Consider the following 17,307-nt stretch of genomic DNA (forward strand, 5'->3'; position numbering starts at 1 on the left):
CCAACGGCCACCCTCAAAGCCGTCTAGACGATCTGCTACCGTGGAACTTCACGCCGTCAAGATAAGCTGACTGTGGCCCACAGCGAACGCTTACGGGCGTAGAGGGCCTCGCCCATCTGGCGGGCGCGGTGCGCGGGATCATCATGGCCGCCGCCGATCTCGACGCGGACCTGCTCGGTGCGGATCGAGGGCGCGCTGCGCTTCGCCAGCGCCTCGAAGGCCGCGCGGCGGGCGGTGTCGGCATCGGCGTTCGCGTCGATCTGCCCGTCGATCCAGGACTGGTCGAGCCCGGCGATGCGGGCGATGGAGCGGATCTCGGCGTTCGCTTCGGCGCGAGTCTCGGTGGTCGGCGCCGCGTCGGCGGCCTCTCGGGTGGTCGTCTCGGTCATCTCTGTCTCCATGCGAATGTGGGCCCCGGGGTCGGCGGGCGTCGGCACCAGGGAAATCTCGTGAGGCGTCCAGCGCATGGCGGTGAGCACGCGCGCGCCGTTCTCGACGGTCTCGGCCCAGTCCTCGACCGAGTAGCCGACCGAGACGTGGCGCAGGATGCCTGCCAGCACGTCCTGCCAGACGGGCTCCACCTCGGGTCGGGCCGAGAACTGGATGAGCGCGGTGCCGCGCTTGCCGTCCACAGTGGCGCTGCGCACGGAGCCCAGCACGTCGCGGACGGCGGTCTGGCGATGGGCGTCGAGTACACTGGCCCCTTCGAGACGCGACAGGTCGACGGCCTCGGGCGCGAGGCTCAGCCGCTCGATGTATTGCCCGGCCATGTCGCGGCGGCGCACCGGCGCGCCGGTGGACCACACAACCTCGACGGTGCGGGCCTCCGGATCGGCGGTCGCGGGCGCCAGCGTCGCGCGGCGGGTCAGAAGGCAAACGTTGTCATTCCCGACGTTTGAGCGCGTCCGTGCCCGGGTGGTCGCTGTGTCAGCCATCGGCGGCCTCCTTCTGCTGCGCCGTCGCCGTCTGGCCGAAGGCGAGCCCCAGCCCCTCCGCGCGCTCGCGGTCCGCGGCGATCTCGGCATCCACCTGTTCGGCATCGTAGCCGCGCTCGGAGATCGCCTGGGACCGGCTCTTGAGCCCCGCGCCGATCGCCATGATCTCGGCCTGCACGTCCTTCATCGGATCGACGTAGTCGAACTTCGGCGGCAGCCATTCGCACCCCAGGTAGCCGTCCGGGTTCCGGTCGAAGTCCCACGCGGGCAGCTCGCCCGTGAGCACCGCCAGCCGCACGAACCGCTCCCAGACCGGGCGACAGAACAGGTGCACCACCACGTTGTGCTGCAGCTGCTCGACCCGGCGGCGGAACTCGATCAGCCCCGCCCGGATCGAGGAATAGGTGACGCCCTCCAGGTCGCCCGAGACCAGCTCGTAGGGCAGGCCGAGCCCCGCCGCGACGGCGCGTAGATGGTTCTTCACGAAGGGCGCATAGGCATCGTGCTCGGTCGGATTGGAAAAGCGGATGTCGGTGCCGGGCGGTAGCGGGATCAGGCTGCCGGGCTCCATGCCCACGGTCAGCGCGCCGCCGGTGTTGGTGCCGCTCAGCCCACCCGCCGTGCCATCGGGATCGGTGATGAAGCCGGTGAACAGCGCCGCGACCTTCGCCTTCACCAGCGCAGCATCCTCGAACTGGTCGAGCTCGTGCAGCCGCAGCAGCACCGGCGCGAGCCAGGTGATCCCGCGCAGCTGGCCCGCAGCGAGCGGCTTGAACAGGTGAAGGCAATCGGCGGCAGGGACGCGGAGCGGGTCCATGCGGAGAGACCCCAGCGGATCGCCCGGGCGGGAGGACAAGACCCGATAGGCGACCCGGCGACCGGCGGCGTCGAACTCGATGCCCGCGCGGATCCGCGCCCCGCCGCCGATCTCGCGATGCAGGTCCATGGGAACCTGCTCGCGATCCAGAAGCTCGAGGTGGAGGGGAATGCTGGCGGCGTCGGAGGGGACGCGCAGCCGGGCGAAGCTCTCGCCGCTCTCGACCATCGCGCGCACGGCCATGGCCTGCAGCCCGTAGAAATCCGCCAGCCCGTCCGGGGCGGCGTGATCCGTCCAGCGCAGCCAGAGTGCCTGCAGCCGTTCGCGCACCGCTCGGTCGGGATGGGTGGATTGCGGCTTGATCCCGGCGCCGACGACATTGCCGACGAGGCTGTCCACCGCCGCCGCGACCCACGGGTTGTTCCGCGCATACCACCCGGCCCGCCGCGCCGCCGTGGTCGCGCCCGCGAGGATAGCCGCGTTCAGCCCGTCGACCGTCCGGGCCCCCTCCCAACGCCGCCCGCCACCCGCAGCATCGAAGCCGCGAGCGCGCGCGAGGCCGAGAAGGCGATGGAGGAAGGTCCGCATGGGCAGCAGAATCGCCCGAAACGGACCCTCAAGCTATTGGGAATGTTTGGTAATCAAGGGGATTGTGCGCTCTTCGTGGGGCGCCTATCATCGCGTCATGGCAAAAAACACGATCGGCCCTGCTCCTTTTCCCCCTGTCGTTACCATCGACACGGATGCCCCCCTCACGGTCGCGGATCTCAAGACCGCTTTTGACCAGCGGGACGGGGGAGTGAGCATTTGCGTCCGCTATGCAAGCGGGCACGAGAAGCGCGGCGGGTATTTCTTCCATATCCGGCCACTAGCCAACGGACAGGAGCTTTACTCTCTATTCGATTTTGAGAAGAGACACTTGGTCGATGTCGAGTTCGATGCACTCTTGCGGTTCATTAATCACTCGACTGGACGCGTGTTTGATCAAGCAACCTTCGACCTTTGCGCTACAGAGCTGAATTTTCTGACAGACGACTGATAAGGTGTTTTGGTTTGCGGCCTTGGTCGCGCCGCACTAGGCGATTACCGATTAGCTCATTGTCAGACCACTGATATTTGTCGGTCAGTACCACGGCACGTTTGACGCCCGCCAACTTGCAAGCGTCGACCTGCTCTTTGGCTTTCGGTGCCCGCCGCTTGAGGATCATCCCGATTTTCGTGTTCCTAAAGCCTGCGGTCTGACCGGCTGCGTTCGACAACGGTACAACACCTCCACCCCCAAATTTATTGAGAATATCGGCCGCAAGAACTTCAAAGCCACTCCAAATCACATCTTCTTCGAAAGCGCGGCAGAGGGTGCTTGTTTCTCTCAATAGAGGGCTCAAACCTGGCGCATAAATCGCGCCAGACGGCCATATCCGCAATAACTTTCCATAATTTCCCTCTTCCTCGTTGTACGTGCCATCGTTACAGTTAACCGCGAAACGGAAGTCATATCCCTGAAACCCATTTCCGAGGCCATTTGGTGGATTGTTGAGCCAATTATAGTCGCGAAGTTCGGCCAGGGAGGACGCATGGAAAACATAGCACTTGAGTATCTTTGGTGCGCGATCCCATGCAACTGCTGCCTGATCTCGAAACCACTCCCATAGAAAGACTGCAACGAAATCCGTGTCAGGATTGAGGTCCTTCTTGAGCGTGTCAAAATTTGCAGATTTCTCTTCGGCTACTGCTTCCAGACATTTGACTTCAACGCGTATACCTCGGCTGCCGTTGGTGCTGCGAACCTCAAGGTCTGGAAAGCGATTGGCGACAACGTTAGTCCAGAAAAAATCACCGATCTTGGCTTCGGATAGAATGTCGTTGCCGATCCAAGCGAGCTTATACTCGATGAGTAGACTCATTCGGTTTCTGACATCCGTCAGATTCCGTTCGTTCTCTGGCACTCGGTCGCCGCCGTAGAGCGCCATTCGGCGCCTTGTACCGATCTCGTTGAGGCGGGCTACAACTGCAGGCATGAATTCGCTGGTAAGGAAAGATAAGGTCTCCTCGACCGGAGCCTGCGCGAGGAGGTGCTTCCGAATTTCTTCAGGCTTCATTCAAACAAACTCCTGCGCGAGGTTGTGCACGGCGTTACGCTCCATTTCCGCAGCGTCACGCAGCAAGGCCTCTGCCTTGTCGCGAAGGCGCACGCTGGCTTCAATCTCCGCAAGATATCTTGTTCTCCAAGTCTGCTGGAGCTCCTCCGGCGGAACCGGTATGCGGACCCGTCGCAGATCCTTTGTCGAGAGACGCGGACGCCCGATACCAGCTATCAGGTGCATGATTTGGCCATGGACCAAATCAGAACGAAGCAGGACACTCAGCAGAAGAGGGTCAATGGACCGTCGTCCGGTCGTGTCAGTCTTCACTGTCAGGACGACGCACTCGGGCGACGCGTAACCACCCTCTTCGCCATCCATCAACGCGACCTTTCGGAGACCAGGTCGCATCTTCGCAAACAGGATGTCACCTGGCTCGAAACGCTTCACCGCACTCTTTAGCGAATTTGCTGGCGTGGGAACTTGGTGTGCGATGCCGGCCTCGGCTTCGATGTTTGCCAAACCAGTGTAGAGAATGACCTGCCCCTCAAGTTCCTTCGAGGGCACGACGGTCTCATTCCTCTCGTCGCAAAGATCAGCAAGCGAGACGAGGGTTCGTTCGCTGCTGTCCAAAAGCCTCTGGCTTTCTTTCCGGGTCGGATGGTGAAACCTGAAATCCAAGCGCCAGCCGCGAGGATCTTCACAAAGGTTTTTTCTGATTTCCGCCGTATACGCGAGCTCCGATGCGTCGAAGCTGCCCCCCACGTTTTGGCGCCTGAATAGATCGAGAATTTCTGGCAGATCCGAGTTCAGCCGGGCCTTCCCATCCGATTCATAAACGAGATCATCGTCGCCATTGCTCTTTCTCCCGATCTTTTCGGCCTTTCCGAAAAACGTCTCGTGTGGAGGTATTGTCTTTGTTCTGGGTTTGCGCAGGAATAGAATTGATGCATTTACGGAGGCGTAGGGCATAAAGGCAGTTTCGGGGAGGCTCACAATTGCCTGAATCTCAAAGTTTTCTGTAATGAAGCGACGCACATCCTCCGCTGAATTTCCGTTCAGCACGCCTTCATCGATGATGAAAGCCAGAATGCCACCTTTCTTCAGCAGCTGATGGCATTGCTCAAGAAACAAAATTCCTCGACGACGACTGCTGCGGTCTGCACCAAGCTGAAAGGAGCTGAGCAGAGCCGGATCCGTTAAATCGCTACCGAAGGGCGGATTTGTAATAATCGCATCGTACTTGCCAAAAAAGTCTCTTGCTTCTCGACCAAGCGTTCCGCCGTCCTGAAGCCAGTGTGTGGAAAAATGATTTGCACCATGTGTTGCCAAGTTTATTCCTGCAACCCATGCGAGTCGTTCGTCGATTTCAAATGCTGTGAGAGATTTATGTGGGACCTTCCCCTTGAGGATCTCTACCAAGAATCCTCCGGTACCTGCGGCTGGGTCGCAAATTGCGCCATGCAGCTCAGGCCGCAACATCTCGACCATGAACTTGACGATCTGTGGTGGCGTGAAGAACTGTTGGTTATCGCTCTTGTCGAACGTGTTCTTAATTACCTCTTCATAGGCAAGACCTTTAACATCAAAGGAGACGCCTCGAAATGAGACCTGGTCGAGAGCAGATGCGCATTCGCACACTGCAGTGGTGGCCGCTCTCAATTCCTTGAATTGCGAGGGAACCCTAGCGTCATCCTGCACAATGCGCAGATATGCGGCGCGAAGGCGGTCTGCAAAGTCAGACGGACTTTCTTCACGGCTCATATAGAAGAGGTCCGGGTTGGTTTCTTCAGCTTGAATTTTCAAGAACAGGATCTTCGTCAGCTCGTCGAAGCGTTCGATGATGTTGCTATGACTGTCATTGTCACGCAGGATGTTGTGGAGCCGGTTGATGAGGGAGCGTATTTCTCTGGGCGTCAGGTTTTTTGGCTCCTGGATTGTTGGCGACTTCTCTTCCTGTAAGGGAAGCCGTGCCTGTATCTCTTGAAGGTCGGACAAGGCGTACACTCTGTACTGATTAATCGGGTCTCGGGCGGCTTTCAGCTTGCCTGCCTTGTCCCAGTTGCGAAGTGTCGCCTTGCTGACGCCGAGGTAGCTGGCCGCTTCTTGTAGTGTCACGTATGTTGTCATGTTTGATAACCTTTGAACCTTGTGAGAGGTTATCAAAGAACGGCGCCTCGTCAAGTGACGGTGGTCATCCAGGCGGACCGGATCACCCCCGCAGCCGCCGCATCCGTTCGCGTTTGCGCTGGACCCACCCTCTCCACCTCCTCGTTCAGCCTGAGCCCCATGCTGATCAGCCCGTGCAGGGCGGCGTGGGCATAGACGAAGGTGTCGAGGGCCTCGTTGCGTTCGCCGTCGCGCTTGGGTTGCCACGAGCGGATCGGGCGTCCGCGCTCGAAGCGGGTGACGACGCGCTCGGCGGTCAGCTGTCGGAAATAGTCGGCGTCGAGGCGGCGGGGGAAGTGGATCGCGCCGGGACAGGGCTCGGTGAGGCGCAGGCGGGCGTAGACGGCATCTTTCACCGCGTCCACGCCGACGATGAAGAGCGGGATCTTGCCTTTGTTCGTGCGCGTCGGGCGGCGCGGCCAGACCGGGATACCGGGCCCGCCGCGGCCCTTGATCGCCCAAATGCGGCGAGCAAGGCGAGTGCGGCAGAACTCGTAGGCCATCTTGGTGTGGTGGCCGCCGGTGTCGATGGCGGCGGCGCGCACCGGCAGGTCGAGCCCCGCGGGATGCGGGAAGGTCGCCTGCAGCACCATGTCGAGATCGGACCACAAGCGCGGCCCGGAGGGATCGCCCCAGAGCACGCGGTAGTCGATGACCCACGCCTCTTCATCGCGGCCCCAACCGAGGATCTGCACCTCGATCCGGTCGCCCTGCACGTCGACGCCCGCGGTCAGCACGGCGACCGAGGCGGGCAGCGCCTCGCCCCAGTCCTCGCGCCGCGCCATCAGCGGATCGGCCGGAACGGTGTCGCCCGCCTGGTCCTCCCAGGACTCGCCCAGCTTGGTGTTCACCCAGACCTGCAGGCGGGGCGGGTCCTTGCGGACGCGGCCATGCTCGGCGGCGATCTCGGCCCATGTCTCCCAAGGCGAATAGAGCGCGGAGAGGTGGAAGCCCGCGGTGCGGCCGTCGCCCTCGGCCGTCGCGCGCCACTCTCCCGCTTCCAGCAGGCGGGGTTTCTCGTGCTCGTGATGGACGCCGCCGCAGGCTTCGCAGATCGGCCGGGTCGGTGCCGGGCATTGCACCATCTTCTCGCAGGTGAGGCGGATCAGGCGATCTTCCAGTGGACGATCGCCCCGCCGAACGCAGGACTTCTTCGGCCGCGCCACCTCGATCAGCTTCAGCCGGGCCGTGATCATGTCGAGGATCTGGCTTACGTCCTCGCTGACGAGGCGCAGGGCGCCGCCGCAATCCGGGCAGGTCTCGCCGGGATCCAGTTCCCGGCGCTCACGCGGCGTGTCGGGCGACACCCGCGGACGGCGGCGCGGCGCCTTCTCCGGGGCGTCACCATCGCCCTGTTCATCCGGCGCTGCGGAGACCAGTGTGGCCTCGACGCTTTCCGGCTCGGGCGGGGGCGCAACCTCGGCCTGAGCCACCTGCAGGCTCTCCAGCGCGAATTCCAGTTGCTCGATTTCGCGGGCGATCTTCTCCGAGCCCTTGCCGAAGGCCTGCCGCTTCAGCCGCGCGATCCGCATCCGGAGCGACTGCACCAGCAGGTCGTGCGCGCGCAAGCTGGCCTGCAGCTGAAGGATCATCGCCTTCAGCGCAGCAGGGTCGTCCGGCAGGGAAGCGGCGGTGAGCGACATGGGCCATTGCTACCATGCCCGCGACATAACGCCCAACAAAACAAGGGAAAGCGGCGCTTTGACTCACATCCGCACAGGCGCGCTCGTCCAGCGCGGCTGGCGCCAATCATTCGTCGGGCGAACAGTCCCCCGGACTGTTCGCTGATCCTCCTCATCCTTCCCAGAGCATCGCCATCTGCGCCGGTGTCAGGGCAACCTTGCCCTCGGTGGCCTTCGGCCAGGGGAAGTGCCCGCGCTCGAGCACCTTGTAATAGAGGCAGAAGGCCACTCTTGTCCGGCGGATGCAGACCGGGGTTTCCGGTGCCTTCACGGGAACCGTCGAGCCATGGACCTCTTGTCCTGCATCCGGTTTCTTGCCCATTCCTGAAGCTCGGCCGTCAGCCCCTCGGGCGAGGCCACCGACGCAGTCAGGGCCCCCTGCAATCACGGAGGCCAGCCAGGGGAAGGATTTGCCATAAGATTCCGCCCCGCAGCGGTCTTAACTCTCAGGGCATAACTTACATAATTAACGTTATGCGATACATGCAACAGGCACCGGACTTCGGTAACGGGGCCGCCTCAGTCAAGCTGTTTTTCGTACGCGTCGCCGCCCGCGGAAACGGGTTTTCCCTCTTGTTCTCAGTAGCCCTTCTGTTCGGCCCTCTTCTTCTGAGATCGCCCCGGGTGCATGCTTCGGTCCGTGGTCGGCGCTTTGGCCGCCAACATGATGCTGGTTCAATGCAATTCCGATGTGCCCATCTCATTGGCGTGCTCGACCGCGTCGGCATCAGTCCGGACCACGGCATCACCGGAACCACGTCCCTGTGGGACCTCGAGGGCCTGCAATCAGGCCGACGACAGTTTGGAACTCGGGGCTTCAGGCCGCATCGGGCACCTGAGTGTCGGTTCGGAAGTCGGTGTGATTGACCGTAAGCACCCGGTTGTGGCCGCCTTCTGATGCTGCCGGTTTCGGTCTAGCCATCCGTCGTTATTGACGTCGTTACCGACGCGTCTGTGGCGGAAGGGATCATGCGGCAAGAGATTTTGACGGGCGTCGAGCGGCGACGCCGGTGGTCGGATGCGGAGAAGCGGTCGATCCTGGCGGAGGTGGGTGTGAATGGGGCGCGCGTTGCGGATGTCGCCCGTCGTCATGATCTGACCCGGCAGCACATCTATCAGTGGCGGGCGGAGTTCCGGCGGCGGGGCGAGAGCCTTTCAGATGAGACCGGGTTCCTGCCGGTCGAGATGACGCCAGAGACCACCGTCCCGTCGGTTGCCGCGGCGACCACACCGATCGAGATCGTGCTCGTGAACGGCCGGCGCCTGCGCGGGATCGAGGGTCTGTCGCCCTCCGGCCTCGCGCAACTGATCCGGGTGCTGGAAGGCGCATGATCGGGCCTGGGAATGGCGTGCGCGTGTTTCTCGCGGCAGGCACCACGGACATGCGCTGCGGGATCGCCGGGCTCTGCGCGCGGGCGAAGAAGGTGCTGGGAGAGGATCCGGCCGGCGGCGCGCTCCTGGTGTTTCGGGGACGCATGGGCGACCGGCTGAAGATCTTGCATTGGGATGGGCAGGGCTGACACGTCCTGTCAGGTGGCTGTCACGCGGGCCACCTGCCGCACCCCGGACATGACCTTACGGGAAGCTGACAGCCGGTGTCAGGCGGGCGTCACCCCGGGGTGGCAGAACGGCCCCGATGTCCTTCGGAGCTCAGCCATGAATCGCCCCGTCCCCGTCTGGGATCTGCCGATCCGCCTGTTTCACTGGTCGCTGGCCGCGGCCACCGCGGTGGCCGCCGGCACCGGCTTTTTCGGCGGGGCCGGGGCGATCCGCTGGCATGTCGGCGCGGGCCTTGTGGCCGTGGGCCTGGTGATCGCGCGCATCGTCTGGGGCTTCACCGGAACGACCCACGCCCGCTTTGCCGACTTCCTGCCCCGCCCCGGTGCGGTGATCGAGCATCTGCGCCCCGCCGCGCCGCGCCATCTTGGTCACAATCCGCTGGGGGCGCTGATGGTTTTCGCGCTGATCGGGTTGATGCTGGTGATCGGGGTCACGGGCCTGGCCGTGCTGGGCGGGATGCTGAAGACCGGCCCGCTGGCGTTCTGGTCGTTCGACGCCGGGCGCATGGGGCACGAGTTGCACGAACTGGCCGCCTGGGCGGTCGTCGGGCTGGTGGCCTGCCATCTGGCCGGCGTCGCCTACGAAAGCCGGCGCAGCCGCGAGAATCTGGCCCGCGCCATGCTGACCGGCACGAAAGAGGCGCGGCCCGGCGACCATCCCGCAGGCCAGATCCCGGCGCGGGTGCCGCTGGCGGTGTTCTTCCTGCTGCTTGCGGGCTCGGGGCTGTGGGCGGCGAATGCCTCTTTGGCCGCGCGCCCGCCGCGGGGGATGCCGGCGGCTTTCGATGCCAGCACGCGCGCGGAATGTTCGGCCTGCCACATGGCCTATCACCCCAGCCTGCTGCCTGCCGCGTCCTGGCGGGGGCTGATGGCGACCCTGCCCGACCATTTCGGCGAGGACGCAAGCCTTGACCCCCGGACCGCGGCTGCGATCGAGGCCTGGCTGGTCACCCATGCCGCAGACAGCGCCGACACCCTGCCCGCCCATGCCTTTGCACGGACGGCGCCCGACGCGCCCTTCACCGTGACCGAAACGCCGGTCTGGCGGCGGTTGCATGGCGATCTGCCCGGGGCGCTGTTCGCCGGTCCCGCGGTCAAGAGCCGCTCGAACTGCGCGGCCTGCCATGCCGACGCCGAAAGCGGGCTGTTCTCGCCCTTTTCCATCCATGTTCCCAAGGAGTGACCCGTGAAACGACTGCTGATCCTTTCCGTTCTTCTCGCTGCCCCTGCGCTGGCGCAGGACACCAGCGCCCCCGCCCTGATCGCCGGGTATGAGGCCGCCTCGGGTGCCACGGCCGATCCCGCCCGCGGCAAGGCGCTGTTTCTAGCCGATCACACCGGCGGCAAGCCTGACACGCCGTCCTGCACCACCTGCCACGGTGCGGATGTGACGAAGCCGGGCCAGACCCGCACCGGCAAGACGATCGATGCGCTGGCGCCCTCGGTCACGGCAGGGCGCTTCACCGACAGCGCCAAGGTCGAGAAATGGTTCGGCCGCAACTGCAACAGCGTGCTGGGGCGCGACTGCACGCCGGGCGAAAAGGCCGACATGCTGGCCTGGCTTGCAACGCAATAAGGACAGGCACGATGATCCTGCGCACAGTTCTTCTGGTGATTGGCCTTGTGCCGCTGACGGCCGCTCCGCTGGCCGCCGATGACGATGACGGCAAGCGCGCCCCGATGGTGGTGACCCATGCCGCGACCCTGGCCGAATGTTCGGCCTGCCACATCGCCTATCCCGCGGCCCTGCTGCCGCAGCGGTCCTGGACCGCGATCATGGCCACGCTGGGCGACCATTTCGGCGAGGATGCCGCGTTGGATGCCGCGACCCGCGCCGAGATCGAGGCCTATCTTGTGGCCAATGCGGCCGATACGGGCGGCCGGTCGCGGGCCCTTCGTGGCGTGGATGCAACCGCCACCCCGCTTCGGATCACCGAACTGCCGTGGTTCCGGCGCGAACATGACGGCGAGGTGTCGCAAGCCCTGAAGGACAAGGCGAAAAGCATGGCCAACTGCGCGGCCTGCCATACCGGCGCCGAACAGGGCCTGTTCGACGACGACTGAGGGGCCGTTTGCGGCCGGGGTTGCGACCGCACTCCGGCCCGCCGGATCGTGGTCTCGAACCTGTCCGGCCGGTCCGGTGCGGGGGCGAAAACCGGAACCACCGACGCGGACACATCCCCTGCGATGCGGGCCGCGGTCGGAAATGACCAGAGTGACGGACGCCACCTGCCGGTGTCCGGATCGGCATGAAGGAGTAAAGGGAATGATCCGGGTTTGGGATCCTGTGGTGCGCAGCTTTCACTGGGGGTTGGCGGCCTGCTTTGCGCTGGCCTGGCTGACCGCCGACGAGGTGCAGGCGGCACATGAATGGCTGGGCTACACCGCCGCCGCGCTGGTGGCGCTGCGGGTCGTCTGGGGCTTTGTGGGCTCGCGCTACGCCCGCTTTGCGCAGTTCCTGCGCGGGCCGGGGGCGGTTGTGGCCTATCTGCGCGCCATGGTCGCAGGCCGTGAACGCCGCCACATCGGCCACAATCCGGCCGGGGCGGCGATGATCGTGGCGCTGCTTGTGGCGATGGCGGGCACTGCCCTGACCGGCTGGCTGATGGCCGAGCCGTCGCGGCAGGCGCTGCTGCCCGCGATCGTGACCCCGGCCTTTGCCGACGATCACGGACAGGGCAAAGGCCGGTCGGAAGACATGATCGAAGAGATCCACGAAACGCTGGCCAATCTGATGCTGGCGCTGGTCTTGCTGCATCTGGGCGGCGTGGCCCTTGCCTCGGTCCGCCACCGCGAGAACCTTGCGCGGTCGATGGTCACCGGCCTGAAGCGCCCGGCCGAACCCGGCGACATCGACTGACCCCGGACCGGGCGGGCGTGGCCCCGGCAGTGCCCGCCGTCGCTTTGGCCCGTTCCGCCCCCATCGCGGCGGAACGGGCCAAAGCCGTCAGTCCAGGATCCGCACCGCGCCCTTGTCGGCCGACGAGGCGAAACGGGCATAGACCTTCAGCGCCTGCGACACCTGCCGCTTGCGCGGCGCAGCCGGCGCCCAGCCCTTCGCGTCCTGTTCGGCGCGGCGGGTGGCCAGTTCGGCCTCGGGCAGATCCAGCGTGATCGTGCGGTTCGGAATGTCGATGCGGATCGGGTCGCCATCGCGCACCAGACCGATCGTCCCCCCCGAGGCCGCCTCGGGCGAGACATGGCCGATCGACAGCCCCGAGGTGCCGCCCGAGAACCGCCCGTCGGTGATCAGCGCGCAGGCTTTGCCCAGCCCCTTCGATTTCAGATACGAGGTCGGATACAGCATCTCTTGCATCCCCGGCCCGCCCTTGGGGCCTTCATAGCGGATCACCACCACATCGCCCGCGGCCACGCCCCCGTTCAGGATGCCGTAAACCGCCGCATCCTGGCTTTCGAACACCCGCGCCGGGCCGGAAAACACCAGGATCGATTCGTCCACGCCCGCGGTTTTCACGATGCAGCCATCGGGGGCCAGATTGCCCTTCAGCACCGCCAGCCCGCCATCCTTCGAGAACGGGGTTTCAACCGAACGGATCACGCCATTCGCGCGGTCGGTGTCGAGCGAAGGCCAGGTCGATGCCTGGCTGAACGCCTCTTGCGTGGGCACGCCCCCCGGAGCGGCCAGAAACAGCGCCTGCGCCTCGGGGTCGTTGGTGCGGCCGATGTCCCATTTGTCCAGCGCCGCCCCCAGTGTGGGCGCGTGAACGGTCGGGCAGTCGCGGTGGATCAGCCCGCCGCGTTCCAGCTCTCCCAGAATCGACATGATGCCGCCGGCGCGATGCACGTCCTCGATATGCACATCGGCCTTGTTCGGCGCGACCTTGCACAGGCAGGGCACCCGGCGCGACAGCCGGTCGATGTCGTCCATGGTGAAATCGACGCCGCCTTCCTGCGCGATGGCCAGAATGTGCAGGACGGTGTTGGTCGATCCGCCCATCGCGATATCCAGCGTCATCGCATTTTCGAATGCGGCCTTGCCGGCGATGGTGCGCGGCAGCACGCTGTCGTCGTTCTGTTCGTAATAGCGCCGGCACAGGTCCACCGCGCGGCGGCCCGCTTCCAGAAACAGCCCCTTGCGGAAGGCATGCGTGGCCAACGTCGAGCCGTTCCCGGGCAGCGACAGACCCAGCGCCTCGGTCAGGCAGTTCATCGAATTGGCGGTGAACATCCCCGAGCACGATCCGCAGGTCGGGCAGGCCGCGGTTTCGATCGCATGCAGATCGGCGTCGCTGACCTTGTCATCGGCCGCCGCCACCATCGCATCGACCAGATCCAGCGCCACCGTCCGCCCGTCGCCCAGCGTGACCTTGCCCGCCTCCATCGGCCCGCCGGAAACGAAGATCGCCGGAATGTTCAGCCGCATCGCCGCCATCAGCATCCCGGGGGTGATCTTGTCGCAGTTCGAGATGCAGATCATCGCATCCGCGCAATGCGCGTTCACCATGTATTCGACCGAATCCGCGATCAACTCGCGCGAGGGCAGGGAATACAGCATTCCGTCATGGCCCATGGCGATGCCGTCATCCACCGCGATGGTGTTGAATTCCTTGGCGACGCCGCCGGCGGCCTCGACCTCGCGGGCGACCATCTGGCCCAGATCCTTCAGATGGACATGGCCCGGCACGAACTGGGTGAAGGAATTGACGATGGCGATGATCGGCTTGCCGAAATCGCCGTCCTTCATGCCGGTTGCGCGCCACAGGCCTCGGGCGCCGGCCATGTTGCGGCCATGGGTGCTGGTGCGGGAACGATATGCGGGCATGTTGATATCCGGGCTGGCAACTCTCGGGCTGACGACTGCGCTGCAACGGCGCAGAAATCAACCTTTCATTGCCACAGCGCGGCGCCGATCTCCAGCCGGGACGGGGGGCGGTGTGTCAAGCCGACATCTGTCGCACCGGCCCGGAACGCGGGATGCTGGGGGAAAAGAGGCGTCCGATGACCACCGCGCGCAACACCGCCCTTGACCGCGGTCTTGACATGCTGGGCCGCGCGCTGGCGCGCAAGCTGAACCGGCCCAGTTCCGGCTACAGGCCCTATACGCCGTCGGATTACGAGACGCTGTTTCGCGCGCTGCGGCCCGGCGATGTGCTGCTGGTCGAGGGGCGGGCGCATATCTCGAATGCGATCAAGTATCTGACCCAGTCGACCTGGTCGCATGCGGCGGTCTTTGTCGGCAACGCCCTGCCCGCGCCGGCCGACGGATCCGAACGGCCGCGTCTGGTCGAGGTCAATCTGGGCGAAGGCTGCGTGGCGGTGCCGCTGTCGAAATATGCCAGCTACAACACCCGCATCTGCCGCGCCGCCGGCCTGACCGCGGCCGAACGCGCAGAGGTCGTGGGGTTCATGGTCGAGCGGATCGGCCTGCGCTATGACATGCGCAACATTCTGGATCTTATGCGCTATTTCTTTCCGACCCCGCCGGTTCCGGTGCGCTGGCGCCGCCGGATGCTGGCCTTCGGGTCGGGCGATCCGACGCGGGCGATCTGTTCGTCGCTGATCGCGCAGGCGTTTCACCGTCTGCGCTATCCGATCCTGCCGGAAGTCACACTGGACGAGGTCGGCGAGATCCGGCGCGAGATCCTGCACATCCGCCACCACTCGCTGTTCGCGCCGCGCGATTTCGACCTTTCGCCCTATTTCGAGATCGTGAAACCGAAGATCGCGGCCGGGTTCGATCCCCAGGGTCTGATCTGGGGCCGGCCGTCCGAGACGCCGATCGAATGACGATCCCGCCGCGCGGGACCGCCCGTCACCGCCGGGTGGCGAGGATCTGCAACGCTAGGATCGCCAGCCCGACGGCGCAGGTCGCCAGCACGACCAGGTTCAGCGGCGCAAGGTTGGACACCATGACGCCGACCAGCGCCCAGGCCAGCGCGAGGGCATAGGTCGGGATGTCGTGGCGCAGCAAAAGCACCCCAAGACCCACCGCCAGCGCCAGCCCGATCGCCACCAGCGCCGCCGTCTGCGCGCCCAGCAGCCCATGGCCCGCCAGCAACAGGCCCGTGGCGACGCAGGCCGCCGCCGTCAGCCACCCTGCATAAAGCCCGATCGGGGCGCGCTGCCACCATGGGTCGTCACGCCCCGCCTTCAGCAGCGCCATCACCGCCAGCGCCAGCATCGCCCAGATCATCACCGTGGCCCAGAACGGCGAGACATTCGCCACCGGGATCCAGAACGCGCCGATGCCCAGGCTTCCGATCAGGGGCAGGCGCATCTCATCCCAATCGTCCTCGACCGGCCGCAGCACCACCCCGAAACCGGCACCCAGGATCAGCCAGAGGTAGATCACCCCCCATATCGCAAAGGCATAGCCGGCCGGCTGCACCGGCGGATCGATCTGGGGTATCGGAAACTGGTCGGGTCGGAACCCCCGGAACCCCTGCACCGCCAGCGCCGAGGCGCCAAACGCCAGCGCGGCGACGAATGTCAGCAGGGCCTTCATCAAGGACAACATGGGATCACTCGCGAGCTGTGGCTGAAATCGGGGTGATGCGCCCCGATCAGGGGGCGCGGTTCACGGCATCGCCGGTTGCAGCGATCCCGCCGTTGAATGTGACGCCCTCGATGACGCGAGGCAAGGGCTTCGCGCCCGCAGGCCTGCGCCAGGTCATCGCGGGCCGCGGCCCGTCCCGGCCTGAGGTCCAGCGGCCTGGCGCGGTCGGGTTGCTGCGGTGACGTCCCGCCGCTTTTGCCAGGTCGGGAAGCCCCCGCCTGCCCCGCACCGGGATCGGGACGCCCGCGCCATGGTCGTGCTGTCGGAAGATGCGGCCGGACCAGGGCGCCGAAGATCCTGCCGGCGCATCCCCCGAAGGCGGTGTTCCGGCCGGATTGTGCGGACCCACCGGCTTCGGCCCCACCGGCATCGGGCCCGATGATTGCCTTGACCCCGGCTTTGACGGCGGATCATAACCTCCTTGGGTTGCGCGCGGCACGCCCGAAGGACGGATGATGACAGGCGGCGACTGGAACTGCATCCTGCATGTGGGTGCCGGCAAATGCGGATCTTCCTCGCTTCAGGCGTGCCTGTCGTGGACCCCCTTGATCCGGGGACGGGATGGCCGCCATGCCTATTGCGCGATCGGTCCCGAGGGGCAGGTCCTGTCGGGGCGGGCCCTGACGCGGGCGGCGCTGCGCTCGCCCTTCGGCTTCGTCGCATCGACGGATTTCCGCTCGCACCGCGATATGCCGGGGTCATTCCTTGCGGCCGCACCCGCGTTGCGGCGCATCCTGTGGACCGGGCGGCGGCCGATCCTGTCCTGCGAGGGCTGGAACTTTCGCGGGCCGGAATTTGCCCGGCACGACCTTTTGCGCCGGATGGGGCTGCGGGCGCGGGTTGTGCTGTTCGTGCGCCCGCCGCTGGGTTGGCTGAACAGCGCCTGGTGGCAGTGGCCGGCCTGGTCACGCACGCATGTGGACGACTGGGTGGGCAAGAACCTGTTCATGGTCGACTGGGCCCGCCAGATCGAGGAATGGCAGGCGGTGCCCGGCGTGCAGCGCGTCGATGTCCATCTGGCGACCCGGGACGTGGTGTCGTGCTTCTACCGGCTGCTGGGCGCCCCGGCCCCCGACAGCGCCCGGGTCAACGGCAGCGTGCCCGCCGCCGTCCTGCGCTTCCTGCAACGCAACCGGCAGGAGTTCCGCCCCGATCCGCACAGTTCGCAGATCGAGTTCGTCCTGTCCCGCCGCGTGGATTTCGGCGCCCTTGATCCGGCGCCCTGGATCCTGCCGCGCCCCCTGCAAGCGTCGGTTCTGGCGGCGATGGCGCCTTCGGTGGCCCGCCTTGCCACCCATCTTGATCCCGCCGAGGCGGACGAGCTGCACGGCGATCCCCGCTGGCACAGCGCCGAGGCCTATGCCGACCGCCCGGTCGAACCCGTCGGGCCGCCCGAGGATGCCGGGGGACAGGATGCGCTGATCGCGGCGCTGATCCGGGCGATCGCGGCGATGGATGCACGGGATCTGGAACGGCTGTCCCCGATATGGTCGCGGGGCCGGCTGCCCGATCGCCTTGGCCGTCTGCTCGGGCGTCCGCCGGTCTGA

General features: G+C 65.5%; 17 protein-coding genes. 9 read left to right on the forward strand and 8 right to left on the reverse strand.

Features of this window, described 5'->3' with window-relative positions:
• Positions 1 to 56: 56 nt before the first annotated feature.
• A complete protein-coding gene (locus CRO07_RS16165) occupies positions 57 to 935 on the reverse strand; it encodes an HK97 family phage prohead protease (RefSeq protein WP_235841055.1) in 879 nt (292 codons plus the stop codon).
• Entirely contained in the window at positions 928 to 2,340 is a 1,413-nt protein-coding gene (locus tag CRO07_RS16170; protein WP_097031696.1) for a phage portal protein, read from the reverse strand. Before CRO07_RS16170 ends, CRO07_RS16165 begins: the two co-directional genes overlap by 8 nt.
• Here CRO07_RS16170 and CRO07_RS16175 point away from each other — a divergent pair.
• Complete coding sequence (locus tag CRO07_RS16175) at positions 2,339 to 2,791, forward strand: hypothetical protein (RefSeq protein WP_097031697.1); 453 nt, start codon at positions 2,339 to 2,341, stop codon at positions 2,789 to 2,791. The genes CRO07_RS16170 and CRO07_RS16175 overlap by 2 nt on opposite strands.
• On the opposite strand, the gene CRO07_RS18495 is transcribed toward CRO07_RS16175, so the two are convergent.
• From CRO07_RS18495 to tnpB (CRO07_RS19535), 4 genes are all read right to left on the reverse strand, one after another.
• Positions 2,760 to 3,851, reverse strand: a complete 1,092-nt coding sequence (locus CRO07_RS18495; RefSeq protein WP_141400088.1) for a hypothetical protein — start codon at positions 3,849 to 3,851, stop codon at positions 2,760 to 2,762. The genes CRO07_RS16175 and CRO07_RS18495 overlap by 32 nt on opposite strands.
• Positions 3,852 to 5,963, reverse strand: a complete 2,112-nt coding sequence (locus CRO07_RS16180; protein WP_097031698.1) for an N-6 DNA methylase — start codon at positions 5,961 to 5,963, stop codon at positions 3,852 to 3,854.
• 50 nt (positions 5,964 to 6,013) lie between these two features.
• Complete coding sequence (locus tag CRO07_RS16185) at positions 6,014 to 7,645, reverse strand: terminase gpA endonuclease subunit (RefSeq protein ID WP_097031699.1); 1,632 nt, start codon at positions 7,643 to 7,645, stop codon at positions 6,014 to 6,016.
• A 151-nt stretch (positions 7,646 to 7,796) separates the two neighbouring features.
• Complete coding sequence (gene tnpB, locus CRO07_RS19535) at positions 7,797 to 8,006, reverse strand: IS66 family insertion sequence element accessory protein TnpB (protein WP_097031700.1); 210 nt, start codon at positions 8,004 to 8,006, stop codon at positions 7,797 to 7,799.
• A gap of 647 nt (positions 8,007 to 8,653) precedes the next feature.
• On the opposite strand from tnpB (CRO07_RS19535), the gene tnpA reads away from it, so the two are divergent.
• The 6 genes from tnpA (at position 8,654) to CRO07_RS16220 (ending at position 12,103) form a co-directional block, all read left to right on the forward strand.
• A complete protein-coding gene (gene tnpA / locus CRO07_RS16195; protein WP_097031701.1) occupies positions 8,654 to 9,016 on the forward strand; it encodes an IS66-like element accessory protein TnpA in 363 nt (120 codons plus the stop codon).
• Between the two features lie 17 nt (positions 9,017 to 9,033).
• Positions 9,034 to 9,204, forward strand: coding sequence for an IS66 family insertion sequence element accessory protein TnpB (gene tnpB, locus CRO07_RS16200; RefSeq protein WP_235841060.1), 171 nt, complete (start codon positions 9,034 to 9,036; stop codon positions 9,202 to 9,204).
• A gap of 136 nt (positions 9,205 to 9,340) precedes the next feature.
• Positions 9,341 to 10,426 carry a cytochrome b/b6 domain-containing protein gene (locus CRO07_RS16205; RefSeq protein ID WP_097031703.1) on the forward strand — a complete coding sequence of 362 codons (1,086 nt, stop codon included), beginning with the start codon at positions 9,341 to 9,343 and terminating at the stop codon, positions 10,424 to 10,426.
• Positions 10,427 to 10,429: 3 nt separating this feature from the next.
• On the forward strand, positions 10,430 to 10,819 hold the full coding sequence (locus tag CRO07_RS16210; protein ID WP_097031704.1) for a DUF1924 domain-containing protein: 390 nt from the start codon (positions 10,430 to 10,432) through the stop codon (positions 10,817 to 10,819).
• Positions 10,820 to 10,830: 11 nt separating this feature from the next.
• Positions 10,831 to 11,307: a diheme cytochrome c gene (locus CRO07_RS16215; protein WP_097031705.1), complete on the forward strand. Its 477-nt coding sequence runs from the start codon at positions 10,831 to 10,833 to the stop codon at positions 11,305 to 11,307.
• 202 nt (positions 11,308 to 11,509) lie between these two features.
• Positions 11,510 to 12,103, forward strand: coding sequence for a cytochrome b/b6 domain-containing protein (locus CRO07_RS16220; RefSeq protein WP_097031706.1), 594 nt, complete (start codon positions 11,510 to 11,512; stop codon positions 12,101 to 12,103).
• A gap of 87 nt (positions 12,104 to 12,190) precedes the next feature.
• Here CRO07_RS16220 and ilvD read toward each other — a convergent pair whose 3' ends face one another.
• Positions 12,191 to 14,026 carry a dihydroxy-acid dehydratase gene (ilvD, locus tag CRO07_RS16225; protein ID WP_097031707.1) on the reverse strand — a complete coding sequence of 612 codons (1,836 nt, stop codon included), beginning with the start codon at positions 14,024 to 14,026 and terminating at the stop codon, positions 12,191 to 12,193.
• 176 nt (positions 14,027 to 14,202) lie between these two features.
• Here ilvD and CRO07_RS16230 point away from each other — a divergent pair, with 176 nt between their 5' ends.
• On the forward strand, positions 14,203 to 14,991 hold the full coding sequence (locus CRO07_RS16230) for a YiiX/YebB-like N1pC/P60 family cysteine hydrolase (RefSeq protein ID WP_097031708.1): 789 nt from the start codon (positions 14,203 to 14,205) through the stop codon (positions 14,989 to 14,991).
• A gap of 25 nt (positions 14,992 to 15,016) precedes the next feature.
• Here the strand turns inward: CRO07_RS16230 and CRO07_RS16235 are convergent, their stop codons facing one another.
• Positions 15,017 to 15,709: a hypothetical protein gene (locus CRO07_RS16235; protein WP_407919640.1), complete on the reverse strand. Its 693-nt coding sequence runs from the start codon at positions 15,707 to 15,709 to the stop codon at positions 15,017 to 15,019.
• A 506-nt stretch (positions 15,710 to 16,215) separates the two neighbouring features.
• Here CRO07_RS16235 and CRO07_RS16245 point away from each other — a divergent pair.
• The gene (locus tag CRO07_RS16245) at positions 16,216 to 17,307 is read left to right on the forward strand and encodes a hypothetical protein (protein ID WP_141400089.1); all 1,092 of its coding nucleotides are present in this window, start codon (positions 16,216 to 16,218) and stop codon (positions 17,305 to 17,307) included.

Origin of the sequence: Cereibacter ovatus (genome assembly GCF_900207575.1) — a bacterium.
Lineage (GTDB): Bacteria > Pseudomonadota > Alphaproteobacteria > Rhodobacterales > Rhodobacteraceae > Cereibacter_A > Cereibacter_A ovatus.

Bases quoted from the DNA above. Each gene is read 5' to 3' on its own strand.
- CRO07_RS16165 (WP_235841055.1), bottom strand. From the start codon at position 935: ATGGCTGACACAGCGACCACCCGGGCACGGACGCGCTCAAACGTCGGG.
- CRO07_RS16175 (WP_097031697.1), top strand. From the start codon at position 2,339: ATGGGCAGCAGAATCGCCCGAAACGGACCCTCAAGCTATTGGGAATGT.
- CRO07_RS16170 (WP_097031696.1), bottom strand. From the start codon at position 2,340: ATGCGGACCTTCCTCCATCGCCTTCTCGGCCTCGCGCGCGCTCGCGGC.
- CRO07_RS18495 (WP_141400088.1), bottom strand. From the start codon at position 3,851: ATGAAGCCTGAAGAAATTCGGAAGCACCTCCTCGCGCAGGCTCCGGTC.
- CRO07_RS16180 (WP_097031698.1), bottom strand. From the start codon at position 5,963: ATGACAACATACGTGACACTACAAGAAGCGGCCAGCTACCTCGGCGTC.
- CRO07_RS16185 (WP_097031699.1), bottom strand. From the start codon at position 7,645: ATGTCGCTCACCGCCGCTTCCCTGCCGGACGACCCTGCTGCGCTGAAG.
- tnpB (WP_097031700.1), bottom strand. From the start codon at position 8,006: ATGGGCAAGAAACCGGATGCAGGACAAGAGGTCCATGGCTCGACGGTT.
- tnpA (WP_097031701.1), top strand. From the start codon at position 8,654: ATGCGGCAAGAGATTTTGACGGGCGTCGAGCGGCGACGCCGGTGGTCG.
- CRO07_RS16205 (WP_097031703.1), top strand. From the start codon at position 9,341: ATGAATCGCCCCGTCCCCGTCTGGGATCTGCCGATCCGCCTGTTTCAC.
- CRO07_RS16215 (WP_097031705.1), top strand. From the start codon at position 10,831: ATGATCCTGCGCACAGTTCTTCTGGTGATTGGCCTTGTGCCGCTGACG.
- CRO07_RS16220 (WP_097031706.1), top strand. From the start codon at position 11,510: ATGATCCGGGTTTGGGATCCTGTGGTGCGCAGCTTTCACTGGGGGTTG.
- ilvD (WP_097031707.1), bottom strand. From the start codon at position 14,026: ATGCCCGCATATCGTTCCCGCACCAGCACCCATGGCCGCAACATGGCC.
- CRO07_RS16230 (WP_097031708.1), top strand. From the start codon at position 14,203: ATGACCACCGCGCGCAACACCGCCCTTGACCGCGGTCTTGACATGCTG.
- CRO07_RS16235 (WP_407919640.1), bottom strand. From the start codon at position 15,709: ATGAAGGCCCTGCTGACATTCGTCGCCGCGCTGGCGTTTGGCGCCTCG.
- CRO07_RS16245 (WP_141400089.1), top strand. From the start codon at position 16,216: ATGACAGGCGGCGACTGGAACTGCATCCTGCATGTGGGTGCCGGCAAA.